Source organism: Natronobeatus ordinarius, from assembly GCF_024362485.1.
GTDB lineage: Archaea > Halobacteriota > Halobacteria > Halobacteriales > Natrialbaceae > Natronobeatus > Natronobeatus ordinarius.
Map to the genome: position 1 here is coordinate 3,965,061 of NZ_CP101456.1, position 20,187 is coordinate 3,985,247.

Here is a 20,187-nt window from a genome sequence, read left to right on the forward strand (position 1 = left end):
ACCAAATGTGCACACAACAACAGAACAGTTAGATGAATAGCCTCCCTCAAACCAGTACATGCCAGCCGACGACAAGCTGGGTGGCGTCTTGCTCGAGAGCCGGCAGAACGCGATCCTGTTCTGGGCCCTCGTCGGCGTCCTTGCCGTCCTCGCCGTCGAACGGCTCGTCGGCGCCGGCGACGTGCGAACGGCCGCACTCGCTATCTCACTCCTCGTGATCGCCGTCGTGCCGCCGGCCGCGTTCCGCGATCCGACAGTGACGCTCCCGTGGGAGCTGCTCGTGGTTGCCTGTCTGCCGATCCTGTGGGAGATCTTCGTCGGCGTTCCCTTCACGACCGACGTCGTCCCCTACGTCGCCGTCGCCGTCGTCGCGCTGTTGATCGCCGTCGAACTCCACGCGTTCACGCCGGTGCGGATGAACCACACCTTCGCCATCGTCCTCGTAACGCTGACGACGATGGCCGCCGCCGCGGTCTACAACGTCGCCCAGTGGCTCTCCGACGTCGTTCTCGGAACCACATTCCTCCTCGACGGTCGCCACCCCGACGTCCTGAACGCCGTCGTGATGATCGAGTTCGCCTACGCGACCGGCGCGGGGCTGCTCGCTGGCGTCGCGTTCGCCTTCTTCTTCGAGCGGCGGGTGCCGCCCGCGAGCGAGCGGACGTACGTGCCGCCGCGACCGCTCCCCGAGGAACAGGCGGAGAGCCGGGAACCCGGGGGGAAGCCGCTCGACGAACGGCTCCGCCTCTCGAGGCGCACCCAGCGGCGGCTCACTCGCGGAATGCAGGTCGTCCTCGTCGGCGTCCTGTTCTACGGCCTCTTCAGCCTCCACCTCCCGACGATCGCCAACGCCGCCGTCGCGCTCGTGATCACGTTCGTCCCCGCGATCTTAGAACGCGACCTCGAGTTGTCGATGGACTCCGGGCTCGTGCTCTGGATCACGACGGCGGTGTTCCTCCACGCGCTCGGCTCGGCGTGGCTGTACGACGCGATCGCCCCCTGGGACCACGTCACCCACGCCCTCTCGGCGTCGGTCGTCGCCGCCGCCGGCTACGCCTTCTTCCGCGCGGTCCACCTCCACACCGACCACGTCTACATTCCGCCGACGTTCATGGTGGTCCTCATCCTGGTCTTCGTCCTCGCGGCGGGCGTCGTCTGGGAGCTGCTCGAGTTCGCCATCGACCAGCTCGCCATCTACGCCGGGATTCCCGCCGTCCTCGCCCAGCACGGCATCCACGACACGATCGTCGACCTCCTCTTCAACGTCGTCGGCGCGGTCGTCACGGCGATCTGGGGCACCGTCTACCTCACCGACGTCTCCGAGTCGATCTCCGAGCGACTCGAGGAGTGGACCGCCTGAGACGGACTGTCGTGAGTCGTTACCGATGCAACCGGCTGCGATCGTGCTGGTAACTCGGTGCAACGAGCCGCGACGCCACGCCCGGCCCGCTACCACTTAGGTGTCGCCGAGGCGAACCGTCCGCATGGACCTCCGCGAGCTGACCCGGCCTGACGCGAGTGCGCGGGAACGATACGACCTGCTCGCCCCCTACTACGACCGCTACGTTCAATGGTTCGAACGCGACCACGTCGAACGGCTACTCGAGGACCTCGCCCTCGAGCCGGGCGAGACGGTCCTCGACGTCGGCTGCGGGCCGGGGACGGCGCTCGTGAGTCTCGGCGAACGGGTCGGCCCCGAGGGAACCGTCGTCGGCCTCGACGTCTCCGGCGAGATGATCGAACGTGCCCGCGAGCGCCTCGAGCGACGAGGCTTCGGCGACCGGGCGATCCTGGTCCACGGCGACGCCCGCAACATGCGCCGGATCGCCGACGCGTCGGTCGACGCGATCGTGATGACGTTCACGTTCGAACTGCTCTCGAGGGCGGATCAGGAACGCGTCCTCGAGGAGTGTCGCCGGGTGCTCGCTCCCGGGGGTCGCCTGGGCGTCTGCTCGCTCGCTCGCGAGGACCATCTCACGGTGACGATCTACGAGGCACTCCACCGTCGGCTTCCTGGGGTGTTCGACTGCCGACCGATCGACCTCGAGCGCCGTCTCGAGGCCAGCGACTTCTCGATCCGGTCGACCTGGACCGACGAGCTGTACGGACTCCCAGTGACGGGTGTCGTGGTGGTCGATTCCGACTCGAGCGATTCGTTCGGATGGCCGCTCGGCTGTGATCGGGTGTAAACCGTTTCAACGACCACCATAGTGCCAGCCGCTCGAGGACGATCGGTGGGTGAACTGATTCGTCCGGGAGGGGAGCCGCGGAACGCCGGTGCAGATCGAGTCGCGAGACTGCCCGTGGTTACTCAGAAACGTACGAGACGCGGGAACTGAGATCAGCCACCTACGACGGCAGTCGTGAGGTCTCAGCAGCTCTGTTGCCACCGCCGCAGTGAGTTTCACAGCGGTGGCCTCAGCGTCCGCCCAGGCAGTTGAGACGCGAGTTCCAGCAGTTATCGACTGTTCTCGCCCGCCCCAATCAAACCAACATATAGGGTGTTACGAATAAATTTATCGAGACAATATATAGTCACGAATTCAAGAAATTATATATATCCTTACTTTCCACTTTTCCAAGTGGAGCGTTGACTCCACTGACTACTAGAAGCGAGATACACAAGGTTTAAAATTAATATATGAGACGAGAACAATCGCTTGCGGTCTTCCTCTCTGCACTGATCATGCTTTCGATGATCGGTATGGGGGTAGTCGGGGCTGCAGGCAACTCGACGGCAAGTTTGGATAGTAGTAGTGTACTCGAGGACGGCGAGACGGACCTGCTCGAGCGCACCACAGCTGAGGTACTGACTGAGGAAGAGGCGAAGAAAATGGCCGAGATAGATCGCGAGCTCGAGGAGAAAGAGGGTCCGACGGACATCCTCATTCTTCTCGAAGAAGAGCTCGAAGTCGTTTCGGCCCACGACCGTGAGGCGACGGTGGCAAGCCTCCAGAGTCAGGCTGCTGAGTCTCAAGAACCCGTCGTTACCGAACTCGAGACGCTCGATGGCGTGACGGTAGACCGCCAGTTCTGGATCGGTAACATCGTGAGCGTGACGGTCGATCTCGACGACCAGGAGCTCGAGCGCCTCGCCGAGATCGACGGCGTCGAGCAAGTGGTGAAAAACTACGAGATCGAGCCACCAGCGCCGGTCCCAACCGACGGGGAGGCTCCCGATGAGTACGAGGACGTCACGTACGGCCTCGATCAGATCAATGCACCAGACGTCTGGGAGGCCTACGGCACCCAGGGTGACGGTGCGGTCATCGCCATCCAGGACAACGGATTCGACGTCGATCACCCCGACCTCGACTTCGAAGAGGCGGTGAGACTCGACGGTGACGGAAACGTCGTCGGACCGGCTGAGGTCGACGACGTCCAGGCACACGGCACTCACGTGGCCAGCACGGCTGCGGGTGGCAACGCTTCCGGAACCTGGATCGGCGTCGCACCCGAAGCCGAACTCCACGGACACGACATCTTCTCCGAGGGAGGTGTCGTCGGTGCGTCCATCGGTTCCATGCAGCTAGCCGTCGAGAACGACGCCGACGTCGTCAGTGGAAGCTGGGGCTCCGGCTGCAACGTGAACTTCCCACCACCGGTGTACAACGACGTGATGGTCGAGCCGATCGAAAACACCTACGAGTCCGGTGTGAGCGTCGTCAGCTCCAGCGGCAACGCCGGCGAGAGCTGTGTCGGTGGCTTCGCCAGCGACTTCAACTCGTTCTCGATCGGGAACTCCATGGCAGATCTGGGTATCAACCCCAGCTCGAGTGGCTCGCTGATCGACAAGTACCACGGACAGCCCGACTGGCCCGAAGAGTCGTACGAAGGGATGCCCGAAGAAGACGAAGATTCCAGCTACGTGAGCTTCGACGACCCGCCGGCCGACTGGCCACAGCAGTGGATCGATCCGGACGTCTCCGCACCGGGAACGGCCGTCTACGGCGCACTCCCGGGTGGTGGATACGGCGAACTGACCGGGACGAGTATGTCCTCGCCGCACGTCGCGGGGGCAATCGCGCTGGTCCAGTCTGCGACTGACGAACACCACGAGCCGAAAGAGATCGAAGCGGCGCTGCTGGAAACGGCCCACAAACCAGCCGAGTGGGACGAGTCCGAGGCGCGCTGGGAAATCGCGAACAAAGACAGCCGGTACGGCGTCGGTATCATCGACGTCAAAGCGGCCATCGACCAGCTCGAGGAGACCGGCGTCGAAACGGTCACTGGTACCGTCACCGACGAAGACGGCAACCCGGTCGCCGGTGCACAGGTCACGACCGAAGACGGTCAGGTCACCGGCACCGACGAAGACGGCAGCTACGAGCTCACGCTGGCCACCGACGAAGCGACGCTCACCGCCGGCGGCGTCGGCTACACGCCCGACACAAAGACGGTGACCGTCGAAGATGGTGCAACAGCTGACTTCACCGTCGGCGTCACGCTCGAGCCACTCGAGGACTTCTTCGACGACCAGCCGGTGTACGCCGAGATCGGTAGCGAGTTCGAGTTCGGTGGTGAAGTGGTCAATCTCGAATCGTACACGCCCGAACTGTCCGACGAGAGTACGGTCGAAGCGAGTGACGTGTCCCTCGAAGTGAACGGTGAGGAAGCCACACTCGGTGAGACCATCGATCTCAACGAGTCGACGATCGAGATCGTCGTCGAGACGGCCGATGAGCTCTCCGAAGGCGACCTCGTCGGATTCGAACACACGTTCGGCGGACACGGTGCAACGGAAACGCTCGTCACCGGTCCGACCGAGATAACCGAAGAGCTCGAACCGGCGTTCTTCGAGCTCTCGGACCTCGAGGCACCGGAGACGATGCCGCTCGAGAACATCCCGGCCGAGGTTACGGTGACGAACACCGGGCAGGAAACCGACACCGTCGAGCTCGATTACTTCATCGACGAGGCCGGGATCGCGGCACTCGACACGGTGACGCTCGATCCCGGCGAATCCGAAACGCTCCAGTACAGCATCGGCGGCGCCGACGCGCTCTTCGAGTACGGCGACACCGTCGAACACGGGTTCGTGACCGTGACCGAGCGCGATTTCCTCGGTAACCCAACGGAGATCGACGACGAGATCTCCGCTGACCTCACGTTCCTCGCCGACGGGACGCTCTTCCTCGTCGAGGAGTTCGACGCCCCGATGGAGGGCGAGCCCGGTGAGGAAATCGACGTGAGTGCAACGATTACGAACTACGGCCTGGACACTGACACACAGACCGTCGCGTACCACGTCGATGGGGACGAAGTCGAAACGATGGACGTCGAACTCGCGAGCGAGGAGACCACGACGGTCACGTTCGAGAACGTTACCCTCCCCGACGTAGAGGGGTACTACGTCCACGGTGTCGAGACCGCCAACGATAGTGCCGAGTCCAACGTCGGCATCGGCGTCGAGTTCGTCACCGTGACGGTCGTACAGGACGGAAGCGGAGAGTACGGTGAATCGACCGCATCGGTCATCGCCGATCACGTCTCCGCTGAGTTCATCGTCGACGTCGTCGAGAGCGGCGACGCCGCCGCACACGTCGACGACACCGACGTGATGGTCTTCCACGACATCACCGAGGACGACGCCGAAGACGTCCTCTCTGCAGTCGAGGACGACCCGACGACCGGTGCAGTCTACCTCGACCAGTGGGGCGGGAACGCAGACGCAATTCCCACCCGAAGTGACGTCATCGGTGATCCGGCGACCACTGACGAGGCGTTCGCTTTCGATGGCGAGCCGATCATGACCATCTCGGAAGAGCACGAACTCTTCGACGGCGTCGGCGACCCCGGTGACTCCTTCGTGATCCACCACGGTGGCTCGGCGGACATCACCTGGTTCGAGGGAGCCAGCGGCGACACGCTCGCCGAGGCCGAAGTCGACGGCGACAGCGGACCCGCGCTGGCCGTCGATCCAGACACGAACGCCGTTCTCCTCTCGTCGATTGCGACCAGCAGCTACGTCTCCACTGACGAGCTCACCGAGGAGTCTGCAACGCTTCTCGCCAACGCGGTCGAGTACGCCGAAGACCAGCGCAGCTTCACCGGCTCGATCGCCGGCGAAGTGACTGACTCGAAGACCGGCGTTCCCGTCGGCGACGTCACGGTCCAGGCCGAGAACGACGCTGGAGACACCTTCATCGCCGTCACCGACGACGACGGCGAGTACTCGATGAGCGGTCTCGAGCCCGGCCAGTACGTCGTCAACCCGGTCGGCGTCCCCGACGATTACGAGGACCTCGAGGCCATCGTGACCGTCGAGATTGCGGAAGTCAGCGAGGCGAACTTCGAAGTCGACCCGGTCCAGTCGACCATCGCCGGAACCGTCGTCGACCAGAACGATGAGCCACTCGAGGGCGCTGAGGTATTCGATGCGGACGGCGATGCCTTCAGCGCAGTGACCGACGAGAAAGGAATGTTCGCGATCGACTCCGACGCGTTCGAGCAGGGCGACACGGTCGCCCTCCGCGCGGACAAAGACGGCTACGACGAGTCGACCATCGAGTTCCTCGATCTCGGACCCGGAACGAACGAGCTCTCGTTCGAGCTCCAGAAACAGCCCGAGCCCGAGATCGACCTCAGCGACGTCGAGAACGCGAGCTTCGTCCTCGGGGGAACCTACGAGGAACTCACCGCGTCGATCGACTTCGGTGAGGGCTACGCAGCTGACGAGGAGTACACCGTCGTGTTGATGGTCGAAGACGAAGCCGGCGAGCCGGTCGACTTACTCGACAACGAAGGCGTCGAGGTCGAACAGTTCGTCCTCATCGACACCGGCGAGGAAGTCGACATCGTCGACATCGGCGATGGCTACTTCAAAGTCGACAAAGCCGAGCTCGGTTCGGAGATCGAGGGTGAAAGCCTGATCGCCCAGCTCGACATCGCGATCGAGAGCGACGCCGCCGAAGGGGACTACACGTTCACCACGGCGGTCGCCGAGTGGGACAGCGACGACGAGACGATGACCGACGTCGTCGGCGAGCCAGCGGTCGCTCCGTTCACGATCACCGAGAGCGAGTTGGCCCAGTACGCCGACGAGGACGGTATCATCGCCACTGACGGGCTCCGGAACGCCATTGACGACTGGCGTGATGGCGAGATCGAAACCGATCTCCTGCGCGACGTCATCGACGCGTGGCGCTCCGGAGAGAACGTCGTCGAACCGACTGCGAGCGTCCAGCCATCGCTGGTGGTTGCGGCGTAGTCGCGAACCGACTCCGACCTGATTTTTTCGGCGGCGCCGACCGACCCACCGCCGCGAGCGCGGTCAGTAACGGCCTTACCCCTCGAGCGTCTCGCTTCGAGCATGAACGTCGAGAGCGTCGTCTTAGACGTAGACGGGGTGCTCGTGGACGTCGCCGACTCCTACCGGCGGGCGATCCTCGAGTCGGTCGAGCAGGTCTACGGCCGAACGATCCGACGGGACGACATCCAGCGGTTCAAGGACGCGGGCGGCTTCAACAACGACTGGGAGCTCACCTACGCCGCCGCGCTGTACGTACTGGCGACCGGCGAGGGGTATCGGAACTCGATCGACGGGTTTACGGACGCCATCGCCGTGGAAGGTGGCGGCCTCGAGGCCGCCGAGGCGGTCGTCCGCGCGGACCTCGAGGCGACGGCTGCCCAGCGCGTCCGGGATCGCTGGGACCGCGAGGGGTTGCGCGACGTCTTCCAGCAGCTGTACCTCGGCGCGGACCTCTACCGCGCGCTCGAGGATGGCGAGCCCGAGCGCGAGACCCGGGGATTCATCCACGACGAGCCGGTCATCCTCGATGCCGAGACCCGCGAGCACCTGACCGAGCGCTACGACGTGGGGATCCTGACAGGGAGGCCCGCCGCGGAGGCCGAGATCGCCCTCGAGCGAGTCGGCCTCGAGGTGCCCCTCGAGCACCGCTTTACGATGGACGACTGGGAGGAAGGAAAGCCTCATCCGCGGGCGCTGACGACGCTCGCCGAACGGTTCGACGCCGACGAGGTCGCCTTCGTCGGCGATACCCTGGACGATATCCGGACGGCCGTCAACGCGAGCGAGGCCGACCCCGACCGGACCTATCACGGGATCGGCGTGCTGACCGGCGGGCTGACCGGCGAGGAGGGTCGCCGAAAGTACGAGGCGGAGGGTGCGAGCGCCGTCTGCGAGTCGGTGAACGAGGTGCCGGAGCTGCTCGAGTCGTCCCGGTAGTGGTGGACTCGCAGTCCGTCCCGCCCGCCGTCACTCGAGCAGCCCGGCGCGGACGGCGACTCTGAGGACGGCGTAACAGCCGGCAGCAATCAGTGCAGCGAGCAGTACCGTCTCGTCGTCGATGGCGTCCTCGAACAGTAGTGACGCACCGACGACGAGCCACAGCGCCAGTAACAGCACGTCCGTGAGAACTCGTGAGATCGGTTTTCGGCCCCGGACGGAGCCGATGACGAGACCGACCGCGAAGAGACAGACGATCGACCAGAGAACGACGATGAGCATGGTCGTACGCCCACGTACGCCGCTGGCGGTTACGACCTTTCCGACTGACGATCCGTCGGGCGCTGCTAGAGCACTTCCTCTGCGACCTTGACCAGGACGACGAGAATCGCGAGCGTCCAGATAGCGCCCATCGTCGTCTCGTTCTCGGGAACGATCCCGAAGATCCGAATCGAGCCGACGAGGAGCCACAGGACCACCAACAGGGCGTGCACCGCGAGCGTCGGGATCGGCTTTCCGCCCCGAATCGAGGCCGCGACGAGCCCGACCATGCCGAGACAGACCACCACCCAGAGAGCAGTCAGGAGGAGCGACATACCGTTCGATATCGACCAGCCCGATAAGTCGATTCCGGTCCGTTCCCCGCCGGATGCCGTCGAATCGGGCCGACGTCGGTTCGCTGCCAGCCGCCCCTTTTTGACGGTCCTCGGTGTACGTCGCCGGTGAGCAATGCACGAGGCGTTCACCCGCGGTCCGGCCGACCTGCCCGGCGAGCCGACGTCACCGTGGCTCGAGTCGACGACCGAGACGGAATACGACGCCCTCGAGACCGACCTCTCCGTCGACGTCGCCGTCGTCGGCGCCGGCATCGCCGGTCTCTCGGCTGCGACGCGGCTCCGCGAGCGGGGACGATCGGTCGCCGTCCTCGAGCGCGACCGGATCGCGGCGGGGATCACGGGCAAGTCGACGGCGAAGCTCACGAGTCAGCACGGGCTGTGTTACGCCCACCTCCGCGATGCGTTCGACCGGGAACGGGCCCGACAGTACGCCACGGTGAACGAGGCGGCCATCGACGAGGTCGAGCGCCGACTCGGCGAGCTCGCGGTCGACGCCGGCTTCGAGCGTCGGCCGGCGTACGTCTACGGTGACAGCCGGGACGCGATCGAACGGGAGGTCGACGCCGCCCGGGAAGCGGGACTTCCGGCGTCGTTCGTCACCTCGGTGCCGCCGTTCGATCGCGCCCAGTGCGCGGTTCGCTTCGACGACCAGGCCCGTTTCGACCCGCGGGCGTACCTGCTGGCGCTGGCCGACGACCTGACGTCGCAGTCGGGAACGGCCATCTTCGAGGGAACTCGCGTCACCGACGTCGCCCCCGGCTCACGCCCGCAACTCGAGACGTCCGGCGGGGCCGTCCACGCCGACGCCGTCGTGATCGCGACCGGCTTTCCGATCCTCGACCGGGCGGGCTACTTCGCCCGGCTGACCCCGAAACGGTCCTACGTCCTCGGGATGACGCTCGCAGGCGAGCCGCCCGAGGGGCTGTACTACCGGTCTGGTGAGCCCTATCGGTCGGTCAGGGCTCACCACGACGGGGATCGGACGCTCCTGCTCGTCGGCGGCGAGAACCACAAGACCGGTCAGGGCGGCTCGGCGGCCGACCGCTACCGCCGACTCGAGGGGTGGGCACGCGAACGCTTTCCCGTCGACTCGATCGAGTACCGCTGGTCGACCCAGGACTACGTCTCGGCCGACGGCGTCCCCTTCGTCGGTCGGCTCGGTGCCGGTGCCGAGAACGTCTTCGTCGCAACCGGCTTCGGCGGCTGGGGCATGACGAACGGCGTCGCCGCCGGCGGGCTGCTGGCCGACGCGATCGAGGGCCGCGACCGGCCCGAACTCGAGCTTTTCGACCCGCTTCGGTTCACCCCGAAGGCCTCCGCGCCGAAGACGCTCACCGAGAGCGCCGACGCGGCCAGCCAGTTCGCCACCGACTGGGTCCGGACGCTGTTCTCACAGGATCTCGAGTCGATCGGCCCCGGCGAGGGACGGGTGATCCGCAAGGGGACGACCCCCGTCGCGGTCGCTCGCGACGACGAGGGGACCCTGCACGCGGTGTCGGCCGTCTGCACCCACATGGGCTGTCTCGTCGAGTGGAACGACGCCGAGGCCAGCTGGGACTGTCCTTGCCACGGCTCGCGCTTCTCACCCGAGGGCAACGCACTGGAAGGGCCGGCGACCGAGGACCTCCCGCGACGAGCGAGCGACGACCGACGACCGACTTGAATACAGGTTCAGATAGAAGCGCCTATATGAATACGAATTCAAATAGCAGTCGATGGCAGAGACCCGAACTCGCCTTCGCCGGCTTCTGGCGGAGACACTCGAGGAGTGCTGCGAAGCGGACGTGGACCGCCGACTCGAGGAGTTGCACGCGTTGACCGACGCGACGTTCGACGAGGATCTGGTTCGTCCCGTCTTCGCCGTGCTCGGGAACCGGACCCGGTATCGGCTCGCGCGGACGCTCGCCGTCACGGACGACGAACGCTGCGTCTGCGAACTCGAGCCGGTCGTCGACGTGAGCGAAAGCGCGGTTAGTCACGCGCTGTCGGACCTCGTCGACGCGGGACTCGCGACCCGCCGGAAAGCGGGCAACTGGCGGTACTACGACGCGACGCCGCTCGCGGAGTCGCTATTCGAAACCGCCGATCGCGAGGTGGGCGCGAGTGAGTGAGCACGAACATGAACACGGCCCCGACTGTGGCTGTCCCGACTGCGGCGATCCCCGGTCGATGGACTTCCTCGATAAGTATCTCACCGTCTGGATCTTCGCCGCGATGGGGATCGGCGTCGGCCTCGGCTACGTCGCGCCCGGCGTCGTCGAGCCGATCCAGGACTACTACCTCGTCGAACTCGGACTGATCGCGATGATGTACCCGCCGCTGGCGAAGGTCAACTACGGCCAGCTGCCGCGGGTGTTCAGCGCCTGGCGCGTGCTCAGCCTGAGTCTCATCCAGAACTGGCTGATCGGGCCGACGCTGATGTTCGCCCTCGCGGTGGTCTTCTTCAGCGGACTCGTGCCGCCGTTTCCGGCCCACCCCGAGTACTTCCTCGGACTGATCTTCATCGGGATGGCCCGCTGTATCGCAATGGTGCTCGTCTGGAACGACTTGGCGGATGGCTCGAGCGAGTACGCCGCCGGGCTGGTCGCGTTCAACAGCGTCTTCCAGATCCTTACCTACGGGGTGTACATCTGGTTTTTCGCGCTGTTTTTGCCCCCGGTCCTGGGCATGGACGCGCTGGTCGCCGGCATCGGCACGTTCGACATCACCGTTTCCCAGGTGTTCTGGGCGATCGCGATCTTCCTCGGCGTTCCCTTCGCCGGTGGCATCCTCACCCGTCTCGGTGGGGTGCGCGTCAGGGGCGAGGAGTGGTACGAAGAGCAGTTCGTGCCGAAGATTAGCCCCGTCACGCTGCTCGCACTGCTGTTTACGGTGATCGTGATGTTCGCCACCCAGGGTGAGAACATCTTAGCCCAGCCGACGGACGTGCTCTGGATCGCCGTCCCGCTGACGATCTACTTCGTCGTCATGTTCCTCGTGAGCTTCGCGATGGGGCGGGGAATCGGTGCAGACTACTCGACGACCACCGCGATCGGCTTTACCGCCGCCTCGAACAATTTCGAACTCGCGATCGCCGTCGCCGTCGCCGTCTTCGGGGTCGGCTCCGGCGTCGCCTTCGCCACCGTCGTCGGCCCGCTGATCGAGGTGCCCGTCCTGCTGGCGCTGGTCAACGTCGCGATCTACTTCCAGCAACGGTTCGACTGGGCCGGCTACGAGACCGGCCAGCTCGATCCCACGACGCCAGCGGGCGACGAACCGACGCCGTCCAGAACGAACGACGACTGACCACCAGGACTGACCATGGCATTCGACACACTGCTGATCCCGACCGACGGAAGCGAATCGGCCGAAGCCGCAGCCCGACGGGGGTTCGACCTCGCCGAAGCGCTCGAGGCGAGCGTCCACGTTCTCTCGGTTGCAGACAGTTCCATCGCGACCGGGGCTGGCTACGCGGGCGATTCGCCGTCGATCCGCCGCCGGCTCCGCGAGCAGGCGGACGGACGAGCCAGCACCCTCCGCGAGACGGCCACCGAGCGTGGCCTCGAGGCGACGGCCGCGACCCGCGAAGGCATCCCGGCCAGGGAGATCGTCGACTACGCCGACGAGAACGGCGTCGACGCGATCGTCATCGGCACGTCCGGCCGCGGCGGCGTCACGCGCGCGATCGTCGGTAGCGTCGCCGACAAGGTCGTTCGAACCGCATCCGTGCCCGTCGTGACGATCACCGCGGACGCAGCCAGGAGGGACGATCGACCGACGGAGATCGACTCGATTCTCCTGCCGACCGACGGAAGCGAGGCAGCGACGGAAGCGGTCGAACGAGCGCTCGACCTCGGGACACAGCTCGAGGCGACCGTCCACCTCTTCTCGGTCGTCGACGACGAACTCGCGAGTACGCTCGAGGCCGTCTCGGGAGCCGACGTCGACGCCGCTGACTTGCGCGAACGGGCGCAAGCAAACCTCGAAGCGCTCGCGGCCGATTTGCGAGCGCGCGACCTCGACCTCGAGGTCGTAACGGCGACGACAACGGGGCGCCCAGCCGCGGAGATCGTCGACTACGCCGACGAGAACGACGTCGGTGCGATCGTCCTGGGAACGCACGGGCGAGGCGGGTTCGAGCGGCTGGTCGTCGGAAGCGTGGCCGATCGCGTGATGCGGACGGCGTCGGTGCCCGTCGTCACCGTTCGCCCGACTCCCACGACCGCCGAGGCGGGTGGCGACGGGCCCGACAGCGAGCGCAGAGACTGACCGAGAAGGGGAACCGACCGACGCGCTCGATATAGTATTCGTTGAAACGAGTTACACCCGGTCACAGCCGAGCGGTCAGCCTCGACCTCGTCGACGAGGTCGAGGCCGACCGCCGATGGTCGTGACCGGATGTGCAATGACTTTCAACGGTTACGATAGTTACGCGGTCGGGCTGCGCTCGCTCGAGTCCGTACCGAGCGCGGGATACTCCGCGATGATCCCGTCGACGCCCGCCTCGCGGAGTTCGTCGAACTGCACCCAGGTCTCGATCGTCCAGACGTTGACCGCCCGGCCCTCCTCGTGGGCGACCGCGAGCACGTCCACCTCGGGTTCGCTCGCCGGCAATCCGTAGTACTCCTCGCCCGTCATCGCCGTCCCGGTCACCGCGTTTCGCGGCGGGTGGATCGCCTCACAGTCGTACCGCCGGGCGACCTCGAGGCCGTCTGCGAGCGAGTCCCAGACGAGCGTCGCGGCAGCGTACTCGGGGGCGACGTCGCGGGCCGCCGCCAGCGCCCCCTCGAAGAACGACGAGAAGAGGAGCTCGCCGCCGAAGGCGTCGCAGTCGTCGACGACGCGCTCGACGAACGGCGACCACAGCTCGCGTCGGGGGTCGCGGTCGCGCTCGGGCAGCGCCTCGGCGAAGCGGACGTCGGCCGTCCCCGGATTCTTCAACTCGACGTTCACGGCCACCGTCTCGGGGACTGCCTCGAGCAGTTCCGCGAGCGTCGGCACCGGCTCGCCACTGCCGAGCACGTCCGTTTCTCGAAGCTCCTCGAGTGGCGTCTCCCAGACGAGACCCTCGGCGTCGGTGATCGGCCGGCCGTCCCGGGTTCCCTCGAGGCGGTCGTCGTGGAACACCACGGGCGTGCCGCAGGCGGCGGGCTGGACGTCGATCTCGAGCATCGACGTCTCCTCGCGGTCGGCGGCGGCGACGGCCGCGCCGACGGTGTTTTCGGGAAAGACCCCGGCGAAGCCGCGGTGGGCGATCACGGCCGGCTCGGTCGTCGGTCCGTCGACGGCCGATCCCTCGCTTATCGGTCCGTCGGTCGTCGGTCCGTCGACGGCTGACCCCTCGCTCGTCGACTCGTTGCGCGGTGGCTCGGCGCTCATGTCCTCACTCGACGGCCGGCTCGGAGTTGTATCTGTCCCCCTCCGTCGCTCGCAGGCTCGGCGTTGATGCGGTCGGCTCCCGAAAGGCAGGTATGACCGACGCGACCGAGCCGAGCCTCGAGCGAGTCGAAGACGACCTCGAGCGGGCGACCGAACTCGCCGCCGAGGAGGCGATCGATCGCCTGCGGGAGGCCCACCGCGAGCTCCAGGCGCTTCGATCGGCGGACGTCGACGAGGAGCGGCGGCAGGCGCTCGAGACGCGAGTCGAACAGCGTCTCAGCGAGGTAGGCGAGCGCGATCGGTACGACAGCGAGATGGGAGCGGCGATGAACCCCGACGACGACGCGCCCTGACCGCGAGCAGGTCGAGCCCGGGTCGCCTCCCACCCTTTTATTCGTCCGCCCCATCCAGAGGACGGTATGCGAATCGCGTTACTCGGCGGCACGGGCGACATCGGCCAGGGACTCGCGTTGCGGTGGGCGTACGACACGGACCACGAGATCGTGATCGGCTCGCGCGATCCCGAGCGCGCACGGACGGCGGCCGAGGAGTACGAGACCGAACTCGACAGCCGTGGGCTCGATCGGAAAATAACCGGCTTCGCGAACGAGATGGCGGCCGATCGCGCGGACGTGGTCGTCCTCGCCGTCCCGCCGTACCACGTCGGCGACACCGTCGACGCCGTCGCCGAAAAACTCGACGAGGGGACGATCCTCGTCAGCCCGGCCGTCGGGATGCGCCGCGACGACGACGGGCTCCACTACAACCCGCCGCCGGCGGGCAGCGTGACCCAGCTCGTCGCCGATCGCGCCCCCGAAGGGGTGCCCGTCGTGGGCGCGTTTCACTCCCTCTCGGCCGACCGGCTGGCGAACTTAGCCCTCGAGTTCGACCTCGACACGCTCCTCGTTGGTGACGATCCGGACGCAAAATCGACCGTCCGGTTACTCGCGGAGGGAATCGAAGGGCTGCGCGCGCTCGACGCCGGGCCGCTCGCTAACGCCGCCGAAGTCGAGAGCCTGACGCCGCTGTCGATCACCGTCGGCCGCTACAACGACGGCCTCCACGACCTCGGCGTCCGGTTCCGCTGAGCGTCAGCTGGTGGAATTGCGTCCCGAAAACGCGCGTAGGGCCGGACTCAGGCACCGGCCGACTCGAGTGCTTCTTCGATGTCCTCGCGCTGGGTGACGCCGACGAACCGGTCGACGACGCCGTCTTCGTTCTCGATGATGAGCGTCGGGAGCGAGCGTACCTGGTACTCGTTGGCGACGTCCTGCTGTTCGTCGACGTTGACCTTCTCGACCTCGAATCGGCCGTCCCAGTCTGCCTCGAGTTCCTCGAGGATCGGATCCTGGGTTTTACAGGGGCCACACCAGTCCGCGTAGAAGTCCTTGAGCGTAACAGTCATGCCGTTCATCGGTAGTTTCGGTCGGTCGCGCATAAGGGTTTCCCACCTGCGTGCGCTTGCCGCGAAACCGTCCGAAACGCCCGAAACGCCGCCGAGAGGTCACTCGAGCCACTCGAGGAACGTCCCGTCGATGAGCGTCTCGGACTGGTGGTCGACGTACGATCGGCCCATCCCGGTGATCGCCTCGGCGAGGGAGTCGCCGGCCTCGAGTCGTCGCCTGACGACCTGCCGTTTCCAGCTGGCAGGAGTCACACCCCGGTCGACCCGCGCCTCGAGCAGACGAAGGTGGTCGTCGACCTCGGCGGGCGAAATGGCGCGCAGCTCGAGCCCATCTCGCGCGGCCGCGAAGAGGTCGTCGTAGAGTTCCTCGAGATTCGTCGTCTCCGTCCCGTCGGCGGTGATCCACGTCAGATCGGCCGCGAGGCCGTCGCGTGCGGCGGCGTAGAAGTTCTCCCGGGCGTCCTCCCAGGGCAACGCCGCGACGGGGTGTTCTCGCCGCGGGAGGCTCTCCATGAGCCCCGCGAACGCCGCGAGGAAGGCGACCGAGTCCCGGATCGTCGGCTGGGCGGGCAACGGCCGGAACTCGATACGGGCGTTCGCCGCCGACTCGCTCGGCGCGTCGAACACCGGCCGAACCCAGCGCCAGTAACTCCCGTGTTTGTACTCGAGGTGGGCGTACCGGTCGTCGAACCGACCGCAGCCGTCGACCGTCTGGGGCACGATCGGCTCGTCGGCCACGAGGCGATCGATCGCCTCCGCGACGGTCTCGAGGTCACGCGGGAATCGAACCTTCCCGTCGCGCTCCCGGTCGCCCCGTCGCCAGTCGGCTGGATTCAACACCGTCTCGAAGACGTCGATTCGCTGCTCCGCCCAGCCGTCCTCGAGCACCGCTTCCGGATCGACGCCGTCGTCGTACAGCTCCGGCGGGAAAAACGGCGCGTTCACCCCGAGAGCGAGCAACGGGCCGGCGGCCCGCAACGCGTATCGGAAGGACGCCGGCAGGTCCGGCGCGTGGGACACCTGGTAGTGAGGCTGGATCGACGTGATCAGCGCCTCGAGGAGGACCGTCTCCGCCGAACAGGAAACGTGGGGCGCGTCGATCGCCATGCGTGGCTCGTACGGACTGTTCGACATCGCGTGATACCGGACGTCGCCGCTCATGTTGGTGGTGAGGGTGATGCCGTCGTGCTCGACGGTGTCCGTGAGGTAGTCGATCGTCGACTCGCCCGTGGGCGGGATCGTCCACAGCCCGTCGCTCACCAGGGTAATTCCCTCCGCTCGCGTCCGCGCCAGCGCGGCCTCGAGGCGCGCCTGGACCTCCGTCCGCTGGGTTGTCAGGCCGTAGCCGTTCAGCGGCTGGGGGCTCGTGTTCATCTCGGCGTTGTGGAGCCCGATCTCCTTCTCGAAGCCGATGAGTCGGAGCAACTCTCGTGGCACGCGTCGAAGGGCCTTCGTTTCCTCGTCGACGCCGTAGAACTCGTACTCGAGGCCGACGATCGACTGGGAGTTGTTGAAGATTCCCCGGTCGACGTCGCGTTTGAGCCGCTCGGCTTCCTCCTCGACGCGCTCGGCGAGCACGGCCGGATCGGCGAACGCATCGCGCACCTCGGCAGCGAACTCCGTAGTCGACGCCATACCCGGCCAGTCTCCCTCGAGTGCAATCAACCGTTCCCATCGTTCGAATTCGACTGCAGCTGAAAGATACCGGACGCAGAGCCCGGATCAGCCACGGTGCCCGGAGCGAACCGGAAGGCGCGAGCGGGGGTCCGGGCGGGTAGCGCTCGACCGTCGCTCGAGGACCGATCGGAGCGGGGCGCCACTCAACGAAAGGTTTAGTGTGGGGGCGATCAGTAACGTGGGTATGGACAGAGGACAGAACACTGGTGGGCTGATGTCCAGTGCCGGGCTCGTCCGGTACTTCGACGCAGAGGACTCGAAAGCCATCCGAATCGACCCGAAGACCGTCATCGCGACGGGCGTCCTGCTGGGCGTCCTCGTGCAGCTGCTGTCGTTCGTCTCCTGAATTGGCCCACCTTCTTCCACGAGCCATCGAATTGAGCGATAGCCACAGACAGACAACGGCTCTCGAGGCGTGGCGCACACCCGATCGCGAGCCCCCGAGATCGTGACGCGCAGCTTTTGATTCCCCTGTACGTAACCGCCCCTATGACACTCACTGCAGGCGTCGTCGGCGTCCAGGGGAACGTCGCCGAACACGCCGCGGCCATCGAGCGCGCAGCGTCGGATCACGGCGAAGACGTCGTCGTCCACGAGATTCGCCAGTCGGGCGTCGTCCCCGACTGTGACCTCCTCGCGCTCCCGGGTGGGGAGTCGACGACCATCTCCCGGCTGCTCCACACCGAAGGCATCGCCCCCGAGATCCGCGACCACGTCGCCGCCGACAAGCCGCTGCTCGCGACCTGTGCGGGCCTGATCGTCGCCTCGAGCGACGCCCGCGACGACCGCGTCGAGGAGCTCGGACTGCTCGACGTCACCGTCGAGCGCAACGCCTTCGGCCGGCAGGCCGACAGCTTCGAGGCCCCGCTCGAGGTGGCGGGACTCGAGGCGCCGTTCCCCGCGGTGTTCATCCGCGCGCCGGCCATCGACGCGGTGGGCGGAGCGACGGTGCTCGCCGAGTGGGACGACCGACCGGTCGCCGTGCGGGACGGTCCGGTGCTCGCGACGGCGTTTCACCCCGAACTGACGCCCGACTCGCGGCTCCACCGGCTGGCGTTCTTCCGCGGGAGCAGCGACTGATACCGACGGTTGTGAGTCAGTGCCGACGCAACCGCGACCGCCTTGCGGTTGCATCGGTAGCCGGTCACAACCGCCAGTATGGCTCCGACCCCGATTCGGGCGGCAGACGGTCGATTCGTCGGGCATCCACGGACCCGAGGTGACGTCCCGTCAGAACAGCTCGACGCGAATCCCCTCGCCCTCGAGTTCGTCGGCGAACGCCTCGGCGTCGGTCTCGATGGGCTCGAACGTGTCGTAGTGACACGGGAGGACGAGATCGGGGTCGACGTGCCGGGCGAAGTCGGCAGCCTCGTGGCGGTTCATCGTGTAGTGGCCGCCGATCGGCGGGACGAACACGTCGGCTTCGATTCCCTCGTGGTGGGGAAGAAAGTCCGTGTCGGAGGGAACGAAGACGGTCGTGCCCTCGAGGTCGAGTCGGAGCCCGATCACCTCGCCGTCGGCGTGGAACGGGTTCCCGTCGTCGTCGACGTGGTCGCCGTCGGGGTCGTTGTACGCGGGGACGGTCTCGACGTCGATGCCGTCGACGGTCAACTCGCCCTCGAGCGGGAGGTCGACGACGTCGAACGCGAGGGCCCCGGTGTCGATCGCCTCGTAGGCGGCGACGGTGGTGTCCTCGCCTGCGACCGCCGCGATGGCGTCGGGGTCGTAGTGGTCGAAGTCGTCGTGGGTGACGAAGACGACGTCGGCGTCGCCCGGCTCGCCCCCGAGGACGTCGCTCCAGGGGTCGACGTAGACGACGCGACCGTCGTCGGTTTCGATGCGAACGCTGGCGTGACCGAGTCGCTCGAACGTCAGGCCGTCGTGCTCGACTGACATGGTCGCGGGTACGCCGGACATCCGTATAATACTCCGGTCGAAGGGACGTCAGCGACCCTCGAGCGACCGTCGTGGCGTGGCTCTCGAGTACTCGGCGTGGCGTGGTCCTCGAGCCGTTCGGGCCGTGGTTCTTATTCGTCTCGCCGTCCAATTCCTGCCAAATGGACGGCGAAATCTCCACCGACGAGCTACACGACCTCCTCGAGGACGGTGCCGACGTACACATCGTGGACATCCGTGATCCGATGAGCTTCGAGCGAGGACGGATCCCCGACAGCGAGAACGTTCCGTTCGCCGAACTCCCGGCACGGATCGAGGAGTTCGAGGACGCCGAACGGATCGTGACGGTCTGTCCGAAAGGACAGTCGAGCATCCAGGCGGCCCGGCTCATCAGCTCCTACGAGGGGTCGGCCGACGCCCGCGTCGAGAGCATGGCCGGCGGGCTCGAGGAGTGGACGGAGTCGTACGAACTAATCGCAGACGAGGAGAAAGCGGGGAACGCGGACGCGCCGTTCTGATCGGGAACGACCGGCGCCACGGCTGTCGACTCGAGAACGAACTCGACCGGGCGAGGTGACGGGGTGACCGGTCGAGCGAGAGAAGCGATGCGCGATCGAACCGCGAGATCGGAAGTCGGTTCAGATCATCGTGGACTCATAACGGCTGTTGTGCGTCTGGGCCGATGCAACCGCGAACCGTCTTGGGGTTGCATCGAGAGCCAGTCACAACGGACGTTATCAGGCGACGTTGAAGCCGCGATCCCGAAGGAAATCTTCGACGCGGCCGGTGTGGTTGCCCTGGAGTTCGATGTGGCTGTCTTCGACCGTCCCCCCACAGGCGAACTTCGACTTCAGATCCGACGAAAGACTGTCGAGATCGACGTCCTTCGGGTCGAATCCTTCGATGATCGTTACCTCCTTCCCGTATCTGCGCTCGTCAATGCGGATATTGAGTTGCTGTTGCCCCTTGGCCACGTCCTCACAGACGCAAAGCTCTTCGGGGAGCCCGCACGTCGAGCAGACTTCCGACATTACGTACAGAGCTAC

At 66.2% G+C, this 20,187-nt stretch carries 20 protein-coding genes; 13 read left to right on the top strand and 7 right to left on the bottom strand.

The window, feature by feature from the left end:
* Nucleotides 1-58 precede the first annotated feature (58 nt).
* From NMQ09_RS19920 to NMQ09_RS19935, 4 genes are all read left to right on the top strand, one after another.
* The gene (locus NMQ09_RS19920; RefSeq protein WP_255192311.1) at nt 59-1,360 is read left to right on the top strand and encodes a DUF2238 domain-containing protein; all 1,302 of its coding nucleotides are present in this window, start codon (nt 59-61) and stop codon (nt 1,358-1,360) included.
* A 124-nt stretch (nt 1,361-1,484) separates the two neighbouring features.
* Nucleotides 1,485-2,189: a class I SAM-dependent methyltransferase gene (locus NMQ09_RS19925; RefSeq protein WP_255192312.1), complete on the top strand. Its 705-nt coding sequence runs from the start codon at nt 1,485-1,487 to the stop codon at nt 2,187-2,189.
* 452 nt (nt 2,190-2,641) lie between these two features.
* Nucleotides 2,642-7,210, top strand: a complete 4,569-nt coding sequence (locus NMQ09_RS19930; protein WP_255192313.1) for a S8 family serine peptidase — start codon at nt 2,642-2,644, stop codon at nt 7,208-7,210.
* Between the two features lie 102 nt (nt 7,211-7,312).
* Nucleotides 7,313-8,188 carry a TIGR01548 family HAD-type hydrolase gene (locus NMQ09_RS19935; RefSeq protein WP_255192314.1) on the top strand — a complete coding sequence of 292 codons (876 nt, stop codon included), beginning with the start codon at nt 7,313-7,315 and terminating at the stop codon, nt 8,186-8,188.
* A gap of 30 nt (nt 8,189-8,218) precedes the next feature.
* On the opposite strand, the gene NMQ09_RS19940 is transcribed toward NMQ09_RS19935, so the two are convergent.
* Nucleotides 8,219-8,470: a hypothetical protein gene (locus tag NMQ09_RS19940; RefSeq protein WP_255192315.1), complete on the bottom strand. Its 252-nt coding sequence runs from the start codon at nt 8,468-8,470 to the stop codon at nt 8,219-8,221.
* Nucleotides 8,471-8,535: 65 nt separating this feature from the next.
* Nucleotides 8,536-8,784: a hypothetical protein gene (locus tag NMQ09_RS19945; RefSeq protein WP_255192316.1), complete on the bottom strand. Its 249-nt coding sequence runs from the start codon at nt 8,782-8,784 to the stop codon at nt 8,536-8,538.
* Nucleotides 8,785-8,917: 133 nt separating this feature from the next.
* Between NMQ09_RS19945 and NMQ09_RS19950 the strand changes: the two genes are divergently transcribed.
* The 4 genes from NMQ09_RS19950 to NMQ09_RS19965 are packed head-to-tail and all read left to right on the top strand — an operon-like array spanning nt 8,918 to nt 13,053.
* Nucleotides 8,918-10,468: an FAD-dependent oxidoreductase gene (locus tag NMQ09_RS19950; RefSeq protein WP_255192317.1), complete on the top strand. Its 1,551-nt coding sequence runs from the start codon at nt 8,918-8,920 to the stop codon at nt 10,466-10,468.
* Nucleotides 10,469-10,520: 52 nt separating this feature from the next.
* Nucleotides 10,521-10,916 (top strand): ArsR/SmtB family transcription factor, encoded by a 396-nt coding sequence (locus tag NMQ09_RS19955; protein ID WP_255192318.1) that lies wholly within the window; start codon nt 10,521-10,523, stop codon nt 10,914-10,916.
* On the top strand, nt 10,909-12,090 hold the full coding sequence (arsB, locus tag NMQ09_RS19960) for an ACR3 family arsenite efflux transporter (RefSeq protein WP_303842617.1): 1,182 nt from the start codon (nt 10,909-10,911) through the stop codon (nt 12,088-12,090). The genes NMQ09_RS19955 and arsB overlap by 8 nt, the downstream gene beginning before the upstream one ends.
* A 15-nt stretch (nt 12,091-12,105) precedes the next feature.
* The gene (locus NMQ09_RS19965) at nt 12,106-13,053 is read left to right on the top strand and encodes a universal stress protein (protein WP_255192319.1); all 948 of its coding nucleotides are present in this window, start codon (nt 12,106-12,108) and stop codon (nt 13,051-13,053) included.
* 159 nt (nt 13,054-13,212) lie between these two features.
* Here the strand turns inward: NMQ09_RS19965 and NMQ09_RS19970 are convergent, their stop codons facing one another.
* Complete coding sequence (locus NMQ09_RS19970; protein WP_255192320.1) at nt 13,213-14,163, bottom strand: glycerophosphodiester phosphodiesterase; 951 nt, start codon at nt 14,161-14,163, stop codon at nt 13,213-13,215.
* 92 nt (nt 14,164-14,255) lie between these two features.
* Between NMQ09_RS19970 and NMQ09_RS19975 the strand changes: the two genes are divergently transcribed.
* Complete coding sequence (locus tag NMQ09_RS19975; RefSeq protein WP_255192321.1) at nt 14,256-14,516, top strand: hypothetical protein; 261 nt, start codon at nt 14,256-14,258, stop codon at nt 14,514-14,516.
* 66 nt (nt 14,517-14,582) lie between these two features.
* Complete coding sequence (npdG, locus tag NMQ09_RS19980; RefSeq protein WP_255192322.1) at nt 14,583-15,251, top strand: NADPH-dependent F420 reductase; 669 nt, start codon at nt 14,583-14,585, stop codon at nt 15,249-15,251.
* 47 nt (nt 15,252-15,298) lie between these two features.
* Here npdG and NMQ09_RS19985 read toward each other — a convergent pair whose 3' ends face one another.
* Complete coding sequence (locus tag NMQ09_RS19985; RefSeq protein WP_255192323.1) at nt 15,299-15,568, bottom strand: thioredoxin family protein; 270 nt, start codon at nt 15,566-15,568, stop codon at nt 15,299-15,301.
* Between the two features lie 99 nt (nt 15,569-15,667).
* The gene (locus tag NMQ09_RS19990) at nt 15,668-17,203 is read right to left on the bottom strand and encodes a glutamate-cysteine ligase family protein (protein WP_255192324.1); all 1,536 of its coding nucleotides are present in this window, start codon (nt 17,201-17,203) and stop codon (nt 15,668-15,670) included.
* Between the two features lie 226 nt (nt 17,204-17,429).
* Between NMQ09_RS19990 and NMQ09_RS19995 the strand changes: the two genes are divergently transcribed.
* Complete coding sequence (locus tag NMQ09_RS19995; protein ID WP_255192325.1) at nt 17,430-17,591, top strand: preprotein translocase subunit Sec61beta; 162 nt, start codon at nt 17,430-17,432, stop codon at nt 17,589-17,591.
* Between the two features lie 143 nt (nt 17,592-17,734).
* Nucleotides 17,735-18,325 (top strand): pyridoxal 5'-phosphate synthase glutaminase subunit PdxT, encoded by a 591-nt coding sequence (pdxT, locus tag NMQ09_RS20000; RefSeq protein ID WP_255192326.1) that lies wholly within the window; start codon nt 17,735-17,737, stop codon nt 18,323-18,325.
* Between the two features lie 150 nt (nt 18,326-18,475).
* On the opposite strand, the gene NMQ09_RS20005 is transcribed toward pdxT, so the two are convergent.
* On the bottom strand, nt 18,476-19,141 hold the full coding sequence (locus NMQ09_RS20005) for an MBL fold metallo-hydrolase (protein WP_255192327.1): 666 nt from the start codon (nt 19,139-19,141) through the stop codon (nt 18,476-18,478).
* A 161-nt stretch (nt 19,142-19,302) separates the two neighbouring features.
* Between NMQ09_RS20005 and NMQ09_RS20010 the strand changes: the two genes are divergently transcribed.
* A complete protein-coding gene (locus tag NMQ09_RS20010; protein WP_255192328.1) occupies nt 19,303-19,659 on the top strand; it encodes a rhodanese-like domain-containing protein in 357 nt (118 codons plus the stop codon).
* Nucleotides 19,660-19,878: 219 nt separating this feature from the next.
* Here NMQ09_RS20010 and yciH read toward each other — a convergent pair whose 3' ends face one another.
* The gene (gene yciH / locus NMQ09_RS20015; RefSeq protein ID WP_246972871.1) at nt 19,879-20,172 is read right to left on the bottom strand and encodes a stress response translation initiation inhibitor YciH; all 294 of its coding nucleotides are present in this window, start codon (nt 20,170-20,172) and stop codon (nt 19,879-19,881) included.
* Between the last annotated feature and the right edge of the window lie 15 nt (nt 20,173-20,187).